The organism is Streptomyces sp. BE20, assembly GCF_036322525.1.
GTDB lineage: Bacteria > Actinomycetota > Actinomycetes > Streptomycetales > Streptomycetaceae > Kitasatospora.
On the sequence record NZ_JAQYWW010001203.1, the window covers coordinates 383,379 to 399,358 of the forward strand.

Below are 15,980 nucleotides of genomic sequence, written 5' to 3' on the forward strand. Positions count from 1 at the left end.
CGGCGCGCGGGTACGGCGCCGAGCTGCGCCGATCCCTCGATGGTGACCCGTGCGGCCCGGTCGCGCATCAACCGATCGGCTGACGGGTCCGTCGTCCATCATGCCTGCGGGCGGTGTCCGGAACGCCGATGTGGCGCGGGGGGCCGGAACCGGAGGATCGATCCCGTCCCCACCACCGATCCGACGAGGAGCCCGACCATGAAGAAGACCTCCGCCCGCGCCAAGGTGCTGACCGGCACCGTCGCCGCCGCCGCGCTGGCCGCCGCCACCGTGGGCGCCGTCTCGGCCAGCGCCGATTCCTCCGAGACCCCGGCCGTCGCGGCCGCCGTCAAGGCCGACACCCAGAACAAGAACCTCACCCAGACCACCGGCCTGACCATCGAGGCCGCCACCAAGGCCGCCCAGGCCACCCTGGACGCCGCCGCCAAGGCCGGCCAGCGCGTCTCGGTCGCGGTGGTGGACCGGGACGGCATCACCCGGGTCCTGCTCAAGGGCGACGGTGCCGGCCCGCAGTCGCCGGAGTCCGCCGAGCGCAAGGCGTTCACGGCGGTCTCCTGGAACGCGCCCACCTCCGAGCTGGCCAAGCGGCTGGCGCAGGCGCCGAACCTCAAGGACATTCCGGGCACCCTGTTCCTGGCCGGCGGCGCCCCGGTGCAGGCCAAGGGCGCGCCCGTCGCGGGCATCGGCGTCGCGGGTGCGCCCAGCGGCGACCTCGACGAGCAGTTCGCGCAGGCGGGCGTCGCGGCGCTCGGCAAGTAGCGGGTGCCGCGACGCCCGCCGGATCGCGGGCGGCGCGGCCTCGGCAGGGAACGGGCGTCGAGGCCCTCGTCGGGCAGCCGGACGCCCGGCACGGGACGTGCGCGCCGGGGCGGGCCCCCGACCGCCCCGGCGCGCACCGCACGCACCTGCCCCGGCCGGGGCCGTACGAGCCCCGCGCGGGTGGGTGCGGTTCGGCACGCTCCGGGGCACCACGGCGCACTCCGGCGCGAACAAGGTGGCCGGACCTCCGCGCGCCGCGCCGTCCGAGCGGTCAGGATGGGGGCATGGCAGACATGACCGCGGCCGAATGGCGCGCCTTCCTCACCGCCGGCACCCGTACCGCCAAGATCGCCACCACCCGGGCCGACGGCCGCCCGCACGTGGCGCCGGTCTGGTTCCTGCTGGACGGTGACGAGATCGTCTTCAACACGGGTGCCGCCACCGTCAAGGGCCGTACGCTGGCCCGCGACGGCCGGGTGATGCTCTGCGTGGACGACGAGCGGCCGCCGTTCTCCTACGTCCTGGTCCAGGGCACGGCCCGGCTCGTCGACGACCTGCCCGAGGTGCGGGAGTGGGCCACCCGGATCGCCGCCCGGTACATGGGGGAGGACCTCGCCGAGCAGTACGGCGCCCGCAACGGCGTCCCCGGCGAGCTCCTCGTACGGGTGAAGATCGAGAAGGTCAGCGCAGAACACGGGGTTGCCCACTGAAAAGCCTGTGCCGCTGTCAGTGCCGCGTGGCAGGCTTCCCGCTATGACGGCGTGGACCCTCAACGACATCGAACGTGCGATCCGCTCCTCCTGGGGTGTCGACACCTGCGCGCCCGAGGACCTGGCCCACTGGCGTCCCGACAACCCCGCCCGCGGCCAGTGCGGGGCGACCGCCCTGGTGGTGCACGACCTGCTCGGCGGCGAACTGATGATGGGCGAGGTGTACGCCGGCGGCGTCCGGACGGACCTGCACTGGTGGAACCGGTCCGCCGCCGGCGTCGAGGTCGACCTCACCCGGTCGCGGTTCGGCCCGGACGAGCGGGTCGGCCCCGGCCGCCCGGTCGCCCGCCCGCAGCGCCCGGGCCGGCTCCAGGCCCAGTACCAGCTGCTGCGCGGCCGGGTCGTCGCACACCTTGAGGCCGGCCGGGCGGTCGCCGCCGGCCGGCTGCCGGAGCGCGCCTGCGCCTGAGCCGGCACCCTGGTCGGCACCCGAGCCGATTCCCGAGCCGATTCCCGGGCCGCCGCCCGGACGGGACCCGCGACGGACGGACCGGAACGGCGCGCCCGCCCGGCGGGCCGGTCGTCGCCTGCTGACGTACAGTCGGGCGCATCGTGGCCGGACGACCGGCCCGCCGGGCGGCAGCGGGAGTGTGGGATGGGCGGGACGACGGTCGGCTTCGTCGGACTGGGCGCGATGGGCCGGGGCATGGCGGCGAACCTGCTGGGAGCCGGGTACACCGTCCGGGTCTGGAACCGCTCGCCCGGACCGGTGGCCGAGCTGGTCGCCCGGGGCGCGCAGGCGGCCGGCGGGCCGGCGGACGCGTTCGCCGCCGGGGTGGTGGTCTCCATGCTCGCCGACGACACGGCCTTCGAACGGCTGCTGCTCGACCCGGAGCTGCTGGCCGGCGCCGCCGCCGGCGTGCACGTCAACATGGCCACGGTCTCGGTGGCGCTCGCCGAACGGGCCGAGGCCCTGCACACCGAGCACGGCATCGGCTACGTCGCCGCACCCGTGCTCGGCCGGCCACCGGCGGCCGCGGCCGGGACGCTCGACATCCTGACCGCCGGGAGCCCGGACGCGCTGGCGGCGGTCGAGCCGCTGCTGGCCGCGATGGGCCGGCGCACCTGGCACTTCGGCGACCGCCCGGTCCAGGCCAACGCCGCCAAGATCAGCACCAACTTCCTGCTGGCCTGCGCGATCGAGTCGCTGGCGGAGGCGTGCAGCCTGGCCGAGGCCAACGGGGTCCGCCCGACCGACCTGGTCGAGATGCTCACCGGCACCCTCTTCCCCGGACCGGCCTACACCGGCTACGGCTCGATGGTGGCCGAACGCCGTTACGAGCCGGCCGGGTTCAGGCTTCCGCTGGGCCTCAAGGACGTCGACCTCGCGCTCACCGCGGGCGCTGCGGCGCACGTCCCGCTGCCGTTCGGCAGCGTGCTGCGGGACGCCTTCCTGGACGCGCTCGCCCACGGGGACGGCGAGAAGGACTGGGCGGCCGTCGCCGCCGTCGCCCGCCGCCGGGCCGGCTTGCCGGCGTAGCGCCGGCCGGCGCTACGCCGGGCACGGCCGGGGGCGAACCGGTGGCCGTCACCCGGAACCGGACGGAGGCCGCACGCGTTGGAGCCGTCGGGTTCAAGCCACGGAGGTGTACGACACGGTCCCCACGGGCGTGTTCCGGTCACTTCGTGGGCATCTGACGGAAGGGATCAAAAGACCTGTCAGCGGGCCGAGTTGGGTCAATTGGGCAGATATCGGGCGGGGTTCGGGACAACACGGCACCCGCCTTTCCGAGTGGCTGGTTCCTTCGGTAGTCTCCGTCGGACTTCCAGCTTCGCGGGGGGAAGGCAGCTCGGACAGCAGCGTCCGCCCGCGCTCCCGGGTCCTGCCCGGACACTCTCGTGAGGTCTCCCGTGTCCATCTCCATACCGCGCAGTCTCGCCCTCGCCGGTGCCACCGCGCTGGCTGCCTCGATGGCCCTGACCGGTGCCCAGGGTGCCGTCGCCGCCGCCACGGGCTCGCCGTCGGCCGCCGCGCCGCAGGCCGCCAAGGCGGCTTCCCGCCAGCTCGACCTGTCGCTGGACGGGGTGCCGAGCACCTTCGTCGCGGGCGGCGAGTCCAAGCAGTTCAGCTTCACCATCGACAACGACACCAAGACGGACTTCGTCTTCTACCCGCTGCTCAAGTTCAAGAACGCCAAGGGCAACCTGCGCGCGGACCAGCTCAAGGTCGAGTACCAGCTGCCCGAGGGCCTGGACAAGACCAAGACGTGGCTGCCCGCCGCCCCCGCCCCGGGCGGCGGTGAGACCGACGACGACGGTGTGCTGTTCCTGCTCAGCAAGCTCGTCAACGGCAACCCGGACTACGAGAACTCGCTGCTCGCCGTCAAGAAGGGCAAGAGCCTCACCCTCACCGTCCGCGTCGCGGTGACCAAGGACGCGCCGCTCGGCACGGCCGGGGTCGTCCCCGTGGTCTTCTCCGCGGCGGCCGAGGGCAACACCCCCATCGGTGAGGGCGAGTTCAGCTGCGACGGCATCCACGGCGAGCGTTTCACCATCGTGCCCGGCGGCAAGCCGAGCCCGACCGCCACGCCGTCCACGACGAAGCCGACCACCCCCAGCACGAGCCCGACGGTGAAGCCGACCGGCAGCCCGTCGGCCACCACGACGCCGACGGGAACCCCCTCGCCGTCCGCCACGGTGACCCCGAGCACCACGCCGAGCACCACCCCGAGCGGGACGGCGACCCCGAGCACCACCGCGAGCCCGTCGGCGACGACGACCGCTTCCCCGTCCGCGACCGCGACGCCGTCCACGACGGCCACGCCGTCCGCGAGCACGACGCCGAGCGCGAGCACCTCGCCGAGCGCCCCCGTCACCACCGCGCCCGCCACGACGGCTCCGGCCACCACGGCTCCGGAGAGCCCCACCCCGGCGCCCAGCGGCACCGGTGCGCGGGAGCCGATCGACTTCCCGGTGAGCATCCCGAAGGTCTCGCCGCCGCCGATCACCCCGGCCGCCGTGGTCAAGGCGAACGCCAACGCGGACAACGCCGAGAAGGCGCTGGCCACCACCGGTGGCGGTGACAACACCACCGCCATCGCGATCGCGGGTGGCGCCGTCCTCGCGGCCGGTGTCGGCACCCTGGTGGTGCTGCGCCGCCGTCGCTCCGCCCAGCAGGGCTGAGCCGCACCGCCGACGCCCGTCGCCGACGCGCACAGCTGACGCCCGTCGCTGACGCACATCGCTGACGCGTACCGCCCGTGCTCCCGCACCCCGGGGGCACGGGCGGTTTCGTCAGGTCACCTAGGATGGCGGGCCGAGGGGGCGGAACGGCGGACGAGGTGGGTGTGCGGGAACGGGGTTCGGGGCGTCCGGGACGGGCCGGCACGGACTACGGGGCGGCCACCGGCCGGATCGCCGGGTTGCCGGTCCGCCGGCACCACGTCCTGCTGGTCGCCTGGACGGTGCTCTGGTTCCTGCTGGTCGAACCGAGCGGCGGCTTCTCCTGGCACTACCTCCGGCAGGGCGAGGAACTGCTCTTCAGCGACCGGCCCGACGGTGGCCTCTCGCTCTACGCACACCACCCCGAGCTCCAGATCGGCCCGGTCAGCCTGGCCGCGGCACGGCTCTTCGGCCCGTTCCCCGCACACACCGGCGCGGTCCTGGCCGAGGCGGTGATGTCCGGGCTGGGCCTGGCGATGCTGGTCCTGGTCGGCCGCACCGCGGCCCGGCACTACCTGGGCACCGGTACCAACCACCGCCGGCTCCAGCAGCGGCTGCTGATCGCCGGGCTCGCGTTCATCCCGATGTGGGTCGAGGTGTCCGTCCGCTTCGCGCACCTGGACGACGTGCTGGCGCTCTTCTTCACCACCCTCGCGGTGCACGAGCTGAGCCGGGGACGGGCCTGGCTGGTCGGCGTCTTCCTGGCGCTGGCGGTCGACTCCAAGCCGTGGGCGCTGGCGTTCGCGCCGCTGATCCTCGCCCTGCCCCGGCCGGCCTGGCTGCGGACGGCGCTCTGGTTCGCCGGGCTGGTGGCCGTCGCCTGGCTGCCGTTCTACCTGGGCGACCTCGACACCATGGCGGCCGCCAAGTTCACCATCCCCAACCAGCCCGCCTCCGCCCTGCGCTGGTTCGGGGTGACCGACCCGGCCACCCCGTGGTGGGACCGGCCGGCCCAGTTCGCGCTCGGCCTCACGCTGGGCTGCCTGGCGGTCCGGCGGGGCCGCTGGCCGGCCGTCGTCCTGCTCGGGGCGGACGCCCGGATCCTGCTCGACCCGAGCGTCTACACGTACTACACCGCGTCGATCCTGCTCGGCACCCTGCTCTGGGACACGGTCGGCCAGCAGCGCCTGGTGCCGTGGTGGAGCTGGATCGCGCTGGCCTCGCTGTACGGGGGCACGCTGCTGCTCCCGTCCGACGCGGCACGCGGCCTGGCCAGGCTGGCCTTCGTGGTGGTGTCCGCCGGGTACGTGCTGTTCTGGCCCGACCGGCGACGGCGCGGGCGGCCCGGACGTCGGGGACCACGGTCCGTTCAGCCGCAACCCGAACGCGAACCGGTGACGGCCTGACCGTCCGCCGCCCGGTGCACCCTGCCGGTCGACAGGGCCGCGAGCGCGAGCCCGGCCGCGGCACCCGCGGTCTGCGCGAGGACGAAGCCCGGGACGGACCCCGGGGCGATGCCGGTCCAGCCGTCGGTGAACGCCCGGCCGAGCGTGACGGCAGGGTTGGCGAAGCCGCCCGAGGAGGTCGCCCGGCAGGCGGCGCCGACCCAGAGCCCGACCGCCGTCGACACCGGTCGCCGACGGCCGCCGCCCGCCGGCACGGTCACCACCAGCAGCAACGTTCCGGCGGCCACCGCCTCGCCGAGCAGGAGCGCCCCGCCCCCGCGCGGGACCGCGGACAGTTCGAACAGCGGGTGCCCGAACATCGCGTCGGCCGGTCCCGTCCCCGCGATCGCGCCGACGGTGTGCACCGCGGCGTACGCGGTCGCCTCGCGCAGCGGCAGACCGGTGGGTGTCCGTCGCCCGGTCCACCAGCACCCGGCCGTCACCAGTGGATTGAGGTGACCGCCGGAGACCGGCGTCGCACCGGTGAAACTGGACTTGACCCTCACGCAACGGGAGGAAAGAGAGTGGGGCAGCACGAAGGGAGAATCCGGATGAACGGCGGCGAAGGGCCCGACCGTACGGGGTACGCGGTCGGCGCGGTGGCGAAGTTCGCCAAGGTGACCGTCCGCACCCTGCACCACTACGACGAGATCGGCCTGCTGTCCCCCCGGGGCCGCACCCGGGCCGGCTACCGCCGGTACGACGAGGCCGACCTCGACCGGCTGCAGCGGATCCTGTTCTACCGCGAACTCGGGTTCCCCCTGGAGGAGATCGCGGCCGTCCTGGACGACGGCTCGGTGAGCCCGAGCGAGCACCTGCGGCGCCGGCACCGACTGCTGACCGACCGCATCGCCCGCCTCCAGGAACTGGCCGCGGCCGTCGAACACGCCATGGAGGCAGAGAAGATGGGCATTCAGCTGACCCCGGAGGAGAAGTTCGAGGTCTTCGGCGACTCCTACCGCGAGGAGTGGGAGACCGAGGCCGAGCAGCGCTGGGGCTCCGGTGACGCCTGGGCGGAGTCCCGGCGCCGCACCGGCGGCTACGGCAAGGCCGACTGGGAACGGATCAAGGCCGAGGGGGACGCGCTCAACGCCCGTCTGGCCGAGGCCTTCACCGCCGGTGAACCGGCCGGCGGCGGCCCGGCGGCGGACCTCGCCGAGGCGCACCGGCAGCAGATCACCGACAACTTCTACGCGTGCGGCTACGAGATGCACCGCTGCCTCGCCGAGATGTACGTCGCCGACCCGCGCTTCACCGCCGTCTACGACGGGCTCGCCCCCGGCCTCGCGCAGTGGCTGCACGACGCCATCCTCGCCAACGCGGCCCTCCGCTCCGGGACGCAGGCGTGACCCGATGACCGGGCCCCGGCCGTCCTCCCTCACGGGACGCCCGCCGGGGCCCCGGACCCCCGGACCCCCCGGGGCTCAGGCGCCGCCGTGGCCGAAGGAGCGGCGGTAGGCGGTGGGCGAGGTGCGCATCACCCGGCCGAAGTGGTGCCGGTAGGTGGCGGCACTCTCGAAGCCGACGGCGACGGCGATCTCCTCGACGGTCCCGGCGGGTGCTTCGAGGAGGGGCAGGCTGGCCGCGACGCGCTGGCTGATCACCCAGCGCATCGGGCTGGTGCCGTTGCGGGCGGTGAAGTGCCGCAGGTAGGAGCGGTCGGACATCCCGGCGGCCCGGGCCAGCAGGGTGACGGTCAGCGGCGAGGCGAGGTGGTCCAGCGCCCACTGCATGGAGCGGCCGATCCCGTCGTCCCCCTCCTCGACCGGCCGGACCGCGGCCTCGACGAACTGCGCCTGGCCGCCGTCCCGGTGCGGCGGCACGACGAAGCGGCGGGCCACGCTGTTGGCCACCCGGGCGCCGTGGTCGCGGCGGACCAGGTGCAGGCAGAGGTCGATCCCGGCGGCGCTGCCGGCGCTGGTCAGGACGGAGCCGCTGTCCACGTACAGCACGTCGGGGTTGACCCGGACCGCTGGGTGGCGCTGCTGGAGCAGTTCCGCGTACCGCCAGTGGGTGGTGGCCTCGCGGCCGTCCAGCAGGCCGGCGGCGGCGAGTGCGAAGGCTCCGGAGCAGATGGAGACGATCCGGGCGCCGCGTTCGTGCGCGGTGCGCAGCGCGGCGACGAGGCCGGGGGAGACCCCACCGGCCTTGCTGCCGGGAGGCGCGCCCACGCCGCCGAAGGCGTTCGGCACGCCGGGCACCACCACCGTGTCGGCGGCGGCGAGTTCGTCCAGGCCGTGTTCGGCCGTGAGGGAGAAGCCGCCGACGGAGCGGAGCGGGGTCCCGGGGCGGTCGGCGCAGACCTTGAGCCCGTACCAGGGGGCGGCGAGCAGCCCGCTCAGCTCCGGCCTGGCGAGCCCGAACACCTCTACCACGACGCCGAGTTCGAACGGTGTCATGCCGTCGAAGGCGTACACGGCGACGTCGTGGACCGGCTCCGGGCGCCGTCCGACGGTGACGGCCACCGGCCCGGTGGTCTGCTGGTCGGCCATGGGTTCCCCTCGGGCGGGCGGCGCGGCTGGCGGGATGCCGGGGAGTGTAGCCGTTTCGGCCGGATCCGATTTCTCGGAACCGGGCAGCAACCCCGGACGCCCCCACACGTCCATAGGTACGGGGGCGGGGGGAGCCGGAGAACCGGTACTGGCAGTATTCCCGCAGATCACAACCTTGATCACGTGTCATGACGGGGCCGGTTCGCGCCGGGCGCCGTCCCGGGGGAAAGCAGAACGTACATGTCCATGGCCATCGGGCCGATCGCGGGACGGGGTGGGGGGCGGCGTTTCTCCCTCGCCGGGTTGACGGGGCTGCTGTTCGGCGCGCAGGAGGTCGAGGCGCCCGCCGGTCCGGTCGAGCAGGGGCCGGCGCAACGGCGTATGGGCTTCAGGCTGCTCCGCGGAGGGCGGTCGGCGGCCGAGGAGGAACGGCCCACCCTGACCGACCTGTACCACGCGCACCGGCTGGGCCTGGTGCGCATGGCGGTGCTGCTGGTGGACCATCAGGACCTGGCGGAGGACGTCGTCCAGGAAGCCTTCACCCAGCTCTACCAGCGGCACGGGGAAACGCTGGACGACCTGGACAACGCGCTCGGGTACCTGCGCACCTCGGTCGTCAACGGCGCCCGGTCGATGCTGCGCCGCCGCAAGACCGCGCGCGAGTACGTTCCCCCGCACGAGGCGGACGCACCGTCGGCGGAGGACCACGCGGTGCTCAACGACGAGCACCGCCGGGTGCTGGTCGCCCTGCAGGAGCTGACCACGCGTCAGCGCGAGGTGCTGGTGCTGCGCTACTGGTCCGACCTTTCGGAGGCGCAGATAGCCGAAACCCTGGGACTCTCCCGGGGCGCCGTGAAGTCCACCGCCAGCCGGGCACTGGACGCCCTGGAAAAGCATCTGGAGAAGGTTCGATGACCGACAGGCTTCCCCGCCGTTCCGGCGGCGGCGACGACGGGCCGGACGGGACCCCGGTCGAACGGTTGCTCCGCGAGGCGATGAGTGCCCGCGCGGCGCAGATCGGCGCGCACGACCTCCGTCCGGCGGCGCCCCCCAACCGGCGGGTCCGCCGGCTGCGGCCGGTCCACCTCGCAGCCGTCCCGCTGTTCGCCCTGGCCGCCGCACTGGCGTTCGGCGTGCTCGGCTTCCGCGGCGACACCGTGGCCAGGCAGCAGGACCCCGGCCCGGCCGCCACCGTGACCGTCACGGAGACGCCGTCACCGGTCCCGACACCGGAGCCGAGCCCCACGGCGGCTCCGACCGCGGACGCCTCCCCGTCGGCCGACGCGGACGAGGAGGCCGGGCCGGGCTACCGGCCGACCGGCGGCGCGACCGGCGCGCCGCTCGGCGGCCAGGTGCCGCAGAGCACCTCCGGCGGCACCCCGCCGGTCACCAGCACGTCGAGCAGCAGTGCCCCGCCGCAGACGGCGGCCGTTCCGTACACCTTCCGCGGCGTCAAGTTCAAGGTCCCGCCGGGCTGGCGGGTGTCACCGCCCAAGCCGACCGACGACCGGGTCTGCGTGCTCAGTCCGGGGGCGCCGACGAGCGCCCAGCCGGGCTGGTCGCCGGACTCCTGCGAGCCGTACGGCGTCTCCGTCGTGGTGTACGACTCGGCGAGCGAGGTCGAGGGCGCGACCTGGCCCACGACGGCGGACCTCGGCTCGACCTCCGGGTGGGGGCACCAGCCCACGTGCCCGATCTGGGGGAGGCCCTACATCCCCACCGGCCCGTACGCGTCGGTGGGCGCACCGGTCCGGACGAAGGACATCGTGGCCGGCCGGGCGATCGACAAGACGCAGTGGCAGGTGGCCTGCACCAGCGCCGACACGTTCACCGCCCAGCTGTGGGGGCTGCCGGCCGACCAGGTGTTCATCGTGGCCAACGGACTCAAGCCGGAGTACCAGGCGGGCCTGGTGTCGCTCCTGGACACGCTGAACGTCAGCGGGCACCCGGCTCCGGTGCAGGTGCCGCACCAGAACGACGTGAGCGTGAGCGTCGAGGGGATCGGCGTCGGCCAGCAGGTGCCGAACGACGGCAGCGCGGTGCCGGTCACGGTCACGTACAGGAACACCAGCCAGACCGACTACGCGGCGATGGTGCCCTTCGTCTACGCCGACCCGTACCCGGGGGCGCCCGCCGCGGGGGCGGGCTCCGCCGTGCGCGGCACGGTGGAGCGGCAGGACGGCGCCGGCGCCTGGCAGACGTACGACATCGGGATCACCAAGCCCGCCAGGGACGGGTCCAACGGAATCGTCGCCCTCGCGCCCGGGCAGAGCGTGACGCTGAAGCTCCGGCTGAAGCTGACCCCCCAGGACGGCGCGGGGGTGATGCCGGTGACCTTCACGGCGATGGTGGTGCCCCAGCAGGGGCCGGGGAGCGTCGTGGGCACCCGCACCATCCCGGTGCGGGTGGTCGTGAAGTAGACGACGCAGGGCTGCGGGGCCCGGCTGCCCCTCGGAGGGGGGAGCCGGGCCCCGCGGCTGCGACGGTTCCCGGGGGCGAGCGGCCCGCGGGGTCAGGCGAGCGAGGCCATCCACGCCTCGACGTCCCCGGCGCGGCGCGGCAGGCCGGCCGAGAGGTTCTCGTTGCCGTCGGCGGTGACCAGGATGTCGTCCTCGATCCGGACGCCGATGCCGCGGTACTCCTCGGGGACGGTCAGGTCGTCCTGCTGGAAGTAGAGGCCGGGCTCGACGGTGAGCACCATGCCCGGCACCAGCAGCGCGTCGACGTGCTCCTCGGTGCGGGAGTGGGCGCAGTCGTGGACGTCCAGGCCGAGCATGTGGCCGGTGCCGTGCAGGGTCCAGCGGCGCTGGAGCCCCAGCTCCAGGACCTTCTCGACGTCGTGGACCGAGGGGTCCAGCAGGCCCCAGGCGAGCAGGCGCTCGGCGAGCACGCGCTGCGAGGCGTCGTGGAAGTCGCGGAAGCGGGCGCCGGGCTTCACGGCCGCGATGCCGGCCTCCTGCGCGTCGTAGACCGCGTCGTAGATCTTCCGCTGCAGCTCGTCGAAGCGGCCGCCGATCGGCAGCGTGCGGGTGACGTCGGCGGTGTAGAGGGTGGCCGTCTCGACGCCGGCGTCGAGCAGCAGCAGCTCGCCGGGGCGGACGTCGCCGTCGTTGCGGACCCAGTGCAGGGTGGTGGCGTGCGGGCCGGCGGCGCAGATCGAGCCGTAGCCGACGTCGTTGCCCTCGACGCGGGCGCGGCGCCAGAAGGTGCCCTCGATCCAGCGCTCGGAGGTGGCGACGGCCTGGCCGAGCTCGCGGACGCAGTCGGTGAAGCCGTTGACGGTGGCGGTGCAGGCGGCGCGCAGCTCGCCGATCTCCCACTCGTCCTTGACCAGCCGCAGGCCGCTCAGGAACTCCTTGAGCTCGGCGTCGCGGTCGGCGTCCAGCACGTCGGCGAGTGCGGCCTCCAGACCGGCGTCGTAGCCGCGGACGATCCGGGTCGGGGCGCTGCCGGTCCGGGCGTGCTCGGCCAGCTCGTCGGCGGCCTTGCGGACGTCGCGGGCGGGCAGGCCGAGCAGCTGCTCCTGCTCGGCGAGGCTGTGCCGGCGGCCGACCCACAGCTCGCCGTAGCCGTCCAGCCAGAACTCGCCGTTCTCGCGGTCGGAGCGGGGCAGCAGGTAGAGGCCGAACGCGTGGCCGGTGTCACCGGTGGGCTCGGCGACCAGCACGGCGTCCTCGGTCTGGTCACCCGTGAGGTGGACGTACTCGCTGGCGGCACGGAAGCTGTACTCGGTGTCGTTGGCGCGCACCCGCAGGTTGCCGGCCGGGACGATCAGCCGCTCGCCGGGGTAGGCGGCGGAGAGCCGGGCGCGGCGCTCGGCGGTGTAGGGGGCCTGGGCGATCGGGGCCAGGCCGTGCAGCTCGGTGTCGGCCCAGCCGGACTTCATCGAGGCGGCGAGTTCGTCGGAGACCTCGGAGTAGAGGCCGTTCTTGCGGCCCTTGAACTGCTGCGGCTGCTCGTCGCCGCCGGCGGCCTCGGGGTTCTCGGCCACCGCCGGGGTGCGGTCCTCGGTCACGTACGTCGCCTCCTTGCGCGTGGTGCCGCTTCGGTCGTGTCGGATCGCGACACACCTGGGCGGCCGTGCGTCCATGGTACGGACGCCCGGCCGCTCGACCGTTCGGGGTCGTTCGAGGCCGTTCGGTTCCGGCCGGTCCGGCGGCCCCCGGAAGGTCCGGAAGGCGGCGGAAGCCCGGTGCGCCGGTGCTCCGGGCCGGTGCACCGGCCCGGACACCCTCACTCGAAGCGGGCCGCCAGCAGCAGCAGGTCGTCGGTGGCCTGACCGGGGGCGGGGGAGCCCGGGGCGGCCTCCTCCCGTCCGGCGCAGACCGCCAGCAGGTGCGCGCAGAGCCGGTCCGGGTCGGTGCGGACGTCACGGGGCGCGTCGGCGGCGGCCCGGCGCAGGCCGGCCTGCCCGGCGTGCAGGGTCGGGCCGAACCGGCGGGCCAGGCCCTCGGTGTACAGCACCAGGGTGTCGCCCCGTTCGGCGGTCAGCTCGACGCCGGGCGCCTCCCAGCAGGAGAGCATGCCGAGCGGCGCGGACAGCGAGGTCTCGACGAACTCGGCGCCGTACCGGGTGACCAGCACGGGCGGGCAGTGGCCGGCTCCGGCCAGGGTGATCCGGCGCTCCTCCGGCTCCACCCAGGCGTAGACGGCGGTGGCGCTGCGGGCCGGCTCGGTGGTCTTGAGCAGCAGTTCGAGATCGCCGAGGACCGAGACCGGGTCCTCGCCCTCCAGCACCGCGTACGCCCGCAGCGCGGACCTGACCCGGCCCATCGCGGCGGCCGCGCCGGGGGCGGAACCGGGACCGGCGCCCGGCCCGTCGCCGGAGACCGAGCCGACGGTGAGGCCGACCGTGCCGTCCGGCAGCGGGATGGCGTCGTACCAGTCGCTGCCGGAGGAGCGGTCCAGCCCGGCCGGGACCAGCCGCGCCGCCAGCCGCAGGCCGGCGGGCTGGGGGAGGCGGTCGGGCAGCAGGCCGCGGCGCAGGGCCTCGGTGGTGCGCCGGACCTTCTCCGCGTCCAGCTGCTTGGCCAGCAGCGGGGCGGCGACCTCGCAGTAGCGGCGGGCCAGCTCGCGCCGGCGGTCGGTCGGTTCGGCGGGTTCGTCGTAGAACCAGAGGGCGGCGGCCAGCGGGCCGTCCTCCTCGGTGGCCAGCGGCAGGCCGTAGCAGCCGCCGAGGCCGAGGCCGGCGGCCAGCTCGCGGAGCCGGGCGCCGACGGCTGGGTCGTGGGCGAGGTCGTACGACTGCAGCTCGGCGGGCCGGTCGTGCTCGCGCAACAGCCGGGCGACCAGGCTCTGGTCCGGCGGGACCGTCTCCAGCGAGCCCAGGCTGGCACGGTTCAGGCCGAGGCCGAGCGGCTGGCCGGGGCCACCGGGCAGCGCGGTGACCAGCAGGGCCCGGCGGGCGCCGAGCAGTTCGGTGCCGGAGGCCAGGACGGCGGCGAGGGTGGCGTCGACGCCGCGGGCGCGGGCGAGCAGTTCGGTGTGCTCGTGCAGGCTGGCGAAATCGGACAGCTGTCCGGCCAAACGGTCCTGCACCGCGGACACGGGCGCGGTCCGTCCGTCGACCGCTGCGACCTTCTCGCCGGGCGCGGTCCGGTCGTCGGGTGCCGTCCGGTCGTCGGGGGTCGCCGTCCCGTCCGGCGCGGCCCGGCCGTCGGACGCGGTCCGCTCGCCGGCCGGGCCGGCGGGATCGCTGTCGGCCGCGCCGCCGGGTCCGCCGGGTCCGCCCGGCCCCCCGGTGCCGGGCACCGGGCCGGTGAAGCCGGGCGGGTCGAGCAGGGAGAGGCCGCTGGCGCCGGCGGGCTCGGCGGGCTCGGAGGAGGTCGACGCTGGGTGGGACTCGGTCATGCCGCCACTCCTGACGCGGTGGTACGTGTCACGCGGATCATGCGGAACTCCCATGGACGGCCGTTTGGAGCGATCACGGCCAAAAGGGCGCGTTTCGCCTCGATTCGCTACTACTCGTCATTGATCGACAGCAATGCCACCACTTCTACACAGGCCATTCGGGGCATGTCCAGAGCCATGACAAGGCCGGTGGCCTGTTCGTCCTGCTCCCGGGGCCCGGCTCGGGGGCGTGTTCGGTTCGTGCGCGCGCCGGCCGGTCACCTCCGGGGCGCTCCCGGGCGGCGCCGCGCTCCGGCCGGTTCCCCCTGGTTCTCCCGCGGGTCCTCCTCCGCGTTCCGTCAGGTCCGGACCGTGCCCCTGCCGGGCCCGGACCGGGTTCCCGCCGCGCTCCCACCGGGTTTCCACCGGCAGTGATCCCCGGTGGGCGGCCTGCTCGCGGCCGGTCGCGACGGGGTGTGATCGCCCTGTCGCCCGAGCGCGACGGCCCCGTCGTCCGGGCATGGAGCAGCCAGAAGCGGGCAGAACCGTGAGGACGGCTCCGGCGGCCGTCCGGATCGTATGCTTTCGCCGTCCGCAGGCCGGGCCGGCGGGAAGCGACTCACTCGTACGGTGGAACCAACCGCGCCCGGGCGGCGTCCATCCGGTCGCATACGGGATTCTCGTTCCAAGGGCTGTTCTATTCCGCGGCCCTTTCACATCCTGCTCCACTGCGTGCTCCACGCCCGCACCGCCGTTCGCCCCGCCGTTCGCCCTGCCCGCCGCCCGCTTCCGGGCCGGTGCGGCGTTCCCGGACGCGCGCCGGCGGCCCGGTCCGGAGCCCGCGGTCCGGAGCCACCGAGCGGTCACGGAAAGGAACGGGTGCCAATGCGCGACAACCCCATGCGCGACAACCCGAGGAGCCGGTCGGCGGCCCGGGCGTCCCGGCTGGCTGCGGCCCTGACGGCCGCCACCGAGTACCGCTGGCCCGTCGTCCCCGGCACGCAGCTCGTCGGCGGTCACTGCTCCTGCGGTGACCCGGACTGCCCCGTACCCGGCGTCCACCCGCACGACCCGCCGCTGCTCGCGGCCACCACCGATGCCCGGATGGTGCGTTGGTGGTGGGAGCAGCGCTGTCCGGACGCGCCGCCGCTGGTCGCCACCGGCCGGACCGTCTCGGCGGTCAGCCTGCCGGCTGCGGCCGGGGCCCGCGCGCTCGCCTACCTCGCCGCGCTCCGGCTGCCACTCGGACCGGTGATGGCCATGCCGGGCCGGTACGCGATGCTGGTCGCCCCCTACTCGCTCGACGCACTCGGCGAAATGCTGGCCCAACTCCCTTGGGTGCCGGGCTCGTTGCGCTACCACGGGAGCGGAGGCTTCCTGCCGCTGCCGCCGGGCGGCGGTGCGGGCGACCGGGTGCGGTGGGTGCTGCCGCCGCGTCAGGGCGCCGACGGTGGCGTCTGGCTTCCCCAGGTCGGGCCGCTGCTGGGCGAGTTGGTGGAGGCGGCGGTCCAGCTGGACAGCGGTCGGCCCACGTACTGATCGGGCACGGCCCACTCGTTCCGGGGTGGGCCGGCCGGAAAAAC

General features: G+C 74.8%; 14 protein-coding genes. 10 read left to right on the forward strand and 4 right to left on the reverse strand.

Going from position 1 to position 15,980, the window contains the following annotated elements:
* Positions 1-198 precede the first annotated feature (198 nt).
* The 6 genes from PUR61_RS40315 to PUR61_RS40340 all read left to right on the forward strand — a co-directional run bounded on the left by PUR61_RS40315 (position 199) and on the right by PUR61_RS40340 (position 6,037).
* On the forward strand, positions 199-759 hold the full coding sequence (locus tag PUR61_RS40315) for a GlcG/HbpS family heme-binding protein (protein WP_329884898.1): 561 nt from the start codon (positions 199-201) through the stop codon (positions 757-759).
* A gap of 293 nt (positions 760-1,052) precedes the next feature.
* The gene (locus tag PUR61_RS40320) at positions 1,053-1,469 is read left to right on the forward strand and encodes a PPOX class F420-dependent oxidoreductase (RefSeq protein WP_329885010.1); all 417 of its coding nucleotides are present in this window, start codon (positions 1,053-1,055) and stop codon (positions 1,467-1,469) included.
* Positions 1,470-1,512: 43 nt separating this feature from the next.
* Positions 1,513-1,938, forward strand: a complete 426-nt coding sequence (locus PUR61_RS40325) for a YunG family protein (protein WP_329884899.1) — start codon at positions 1,513-1,515, stop codon at positions 1,936-1,938.
* 186 nt (positions 1,939-2,124) lie between these two features.
* Positions 2,125-3,009: an NAD(P)-dependent oxidoreductase gene (locus PUR61_RS40330; protein WP_329884900.1), complete on the forward strand. Its 885-nt coding sequence runs from the start codon at positions 2,125-2,127 to the stop codon at positions 3,007-3,009.
* 371 nt (positions 3,010-3,380) lie between these two features.
* The gene (locus tag PUR61_RS40335) at positions 3,381-4,652 is read left to right on the forward strand and encodes an LPXTG cell wall anchor domain-containing protein (RefSeq protein ID WP_329884901.1); all 1,272 of its coding nucleotides are present in this window, start codon (positions 3,381-3,383) and stop codon (positions 4,650-4,652) included.
* Between the two features lie 125 nt (positions 4,653-4,777).
* On the forward strand, positions 4,778-6,037 hold the full coding sequence (locus PUR61_RS40340; RefSeq protein ID WP_443035320.1) for a hypothetical protein: 1,260 nt from the start codon (positions 4,778-4,780) through the stop codon (positions 6,035-6,037).
* Here PUR61_RS40340 and PUR61_RS40345 read toward each other — a convergent pair.
* Positions 6,001-6,582, reverse strand: a complete 582-nt coding sequence (locus tag PUR61_RS40345) for a hypothetical protein (RefSeq protein ID WP_329884902.1) — start codon at positions 6,580-6,582, stop codon at positions 6,001-6,003. The two genes, PUR61_RS40340 and PUR61_RS40345, sit on opposite strands and share 37 nt — an antisense overlap.
* 45 nt (positions 6,583-6,627) lie before the next feature.
* Between PUR61_RS40345 and PUR61_RS40350 the strand changes: the two genes are divergently transcribed.
* Positions 6,628-7,425, forward strand: coding sequence for a MerR family transcriptional regulator (locus PUR61_RS40350; RefSeq protein ID WP_329884903.1), 798 nt, complete (start codon positions 6,628-6,630; stop codon positions 7,423-7,425).
* 75 nt (positions 7,426-7,500) lie between these two features.
* Here the strand turns inward: PUR61_RS40350 and PUR61_RS40355 are convergent, their stop codons facing one another.
* Positions 7,501-8,568 (reverse strand): helix-turn-helix domain-containing protein, encoded by a 1,068-nt coding sequence (locus PUR61_RS40355; RefSeq protein WP_329884904.1) that lies wholly within the window; start codon positions 8,566-8,568, stop codon positions 7,501-7,503.
* 240 nt (positions 8,569-8,808) lie between these two features.
* On the opposite strand from PUR61_RS40355, the gene PUR61_RS40360 reads away from it, so the two are divergent.
* Positions 8,809-9,483 carry an RNA polymerase sigma factor gene (locus PUR61_RS40360; RefSeq protein ID WP_443035321.1) on the forward strand — a complete coding sequence of 225 codons (675 nt, stop codon included), beginning with the start codon at positions 8,809-8,811 and terminating at the stop codon, positions 9,481-9,483.
* Positions 9,480-10,988 carry a hypothetical protein gene (locus PUR61_RS40365; RefSeq protein ID WP_329884905.1) on the forward strand — a complete coding sequence of 503 codons (1,509 nt, stop codon included), beginning with the start codon at positions 9,480-9,482 and terminating at the stop codon, positions 10,986-10,988. Before PUR61_RS40360 ends, PUR61_RS40365 begins: the two co-directional genes overlap by 4 nt.
* Positions 10,989-11,080: 92 nt before the next feature.
* Here the strand turns inward: PUR61_RS40365 and PUR61_RS40370 are convergent, their stop codons facing one another.
* Both PUR61_RS40370 and PUR61_RS40375 read right to left on the reverse strand, forming a co-directional pair.
* Positions 11,081-12,583 (reverse strand): aminopeptidase P family protein, encoded by a 1,503-nt coding sequence (locus tag PUR61_RS40370; protein WP_443035322.1) that lies wholly within the window; start codon positions 12,581-12,583, stop codon positions 11,081-11,083.
* 218 nt (positions 12,584-12,801) lie between these two features.
* The gene (locus PUR61_RS40375; protein WP_329884906.1) at positions 12,802-14,418 is read right to left on the reverse strand and encodes a PP2C family protein-serine/threonine phosphatase; all 1,617 of its coding nucleotides are present in this window, start codon (positions 14,416-14,418) and stop codon (positions 12,802-12,804) included.
* Positions 14,419-15,282: 864 nt separating this feature from the next.
* Between PUR61_RS40375 and PUR61_RS40380 the strand changes: the two genes are divergently transcribed.
* Positions 15,283-15,936 (forward strand): bifunctional DNA primase/polymerase, encoded by a 654-nt coding sequence (locus tag PUR61_RS40380; protein WP_329884907.1) that lies wholly within the window; start codon positions 15,283-15,285, stop codon positions 15,934-15,936.
* Positions 15,937-15,980 lie beyond the last annotated feature (44 nt).

What these genes read in the sequence shown, in the direction of transcription:
- PUR61_RS40315 (WP_329884898.1), top strand. Translation starts at nt 199, where the DNA reads ATGAAGAAGACCTCCGCCCGCGCCAAGGTGCTGACCGGCACCGTCGCC.
- PUR61_RS40320 (WP_329885010.1), top strand. Translation starts at nt 1,053, where the DNA reads ATGACCGCGGCCGAATGGCGCGCCTTCCTCACCGCCGGCACCCGTACC.
- PUR61_RS40325 (WP_329884899.1), top strand. Translation starts at nt 1,513, where the DNA reads ATGACGGCGTGGACCCTCAACGACATCGAACGTGCGATCCGCTCCTCC.
- PUR61_RS40330 (WP_329884900.1), top strand. Translation starts at nt 2,125, where the DNA reads ATGGGCGGGACGACGGTCGGCTTCGTCGGACTGGGCGCGATGGGCCGG.
- PUR61_RS40340 (WP_443035320.1), top strand. Translation starts at nt 4,778, where the DNA reads ATGGCGGGCCGAGGGGGCGGAACGGCGGACGAGGTGGGTGTGCGGGAA.
- PUR61_RS40350 (WP_329884903.1), top strand. Translation starts at nt 6,628, where the DNA reads ATGAACGGCGGCGAAGGGCCCGACCGTACGGGGTACGCGGTCGGCGCG.
- PUR61_RS40355 (WP_329884904.1), bottom strand. Translation starts at nt 8,568, where the DNA reads ATGGCCGACCAGCAGACCACCGGGCCGGTGGCCGTCACCGTCGGACGG.
- PUR61_RS40360 (WP_443035321.1), top strand. Translation starts at nt 8,809, where the DNA reads ATGTCCATGGCCATCGGGCCGATCGCGGGACGGGGTGGGGGGCGGCGT.
- PUR61_RS40365 (WP_329884905.1), top strand. Translation starts at nt 9,480, where the DNA reads ATGACCGACAGGCTTCCCCGCCGTTCCGGCGGCGGCGACGACGGGCCG.
- PUR61_RS40375 (WP_329884906.1), bottom strand. Translation starts at nt 14,418, where the DNA reads ATGACCGAGTCCCACCCAGCGTCGACCTCCTCCGAGCCCGCCGAGCCC.
- PUR61_RS40380 (WP_329884907.1), top strand. Translation starts at nt 15,283, where the DNA reads ATGCGCGACAACCCCATGCGCGACAACCCGAGGAGCCGGTCGGCGGCC.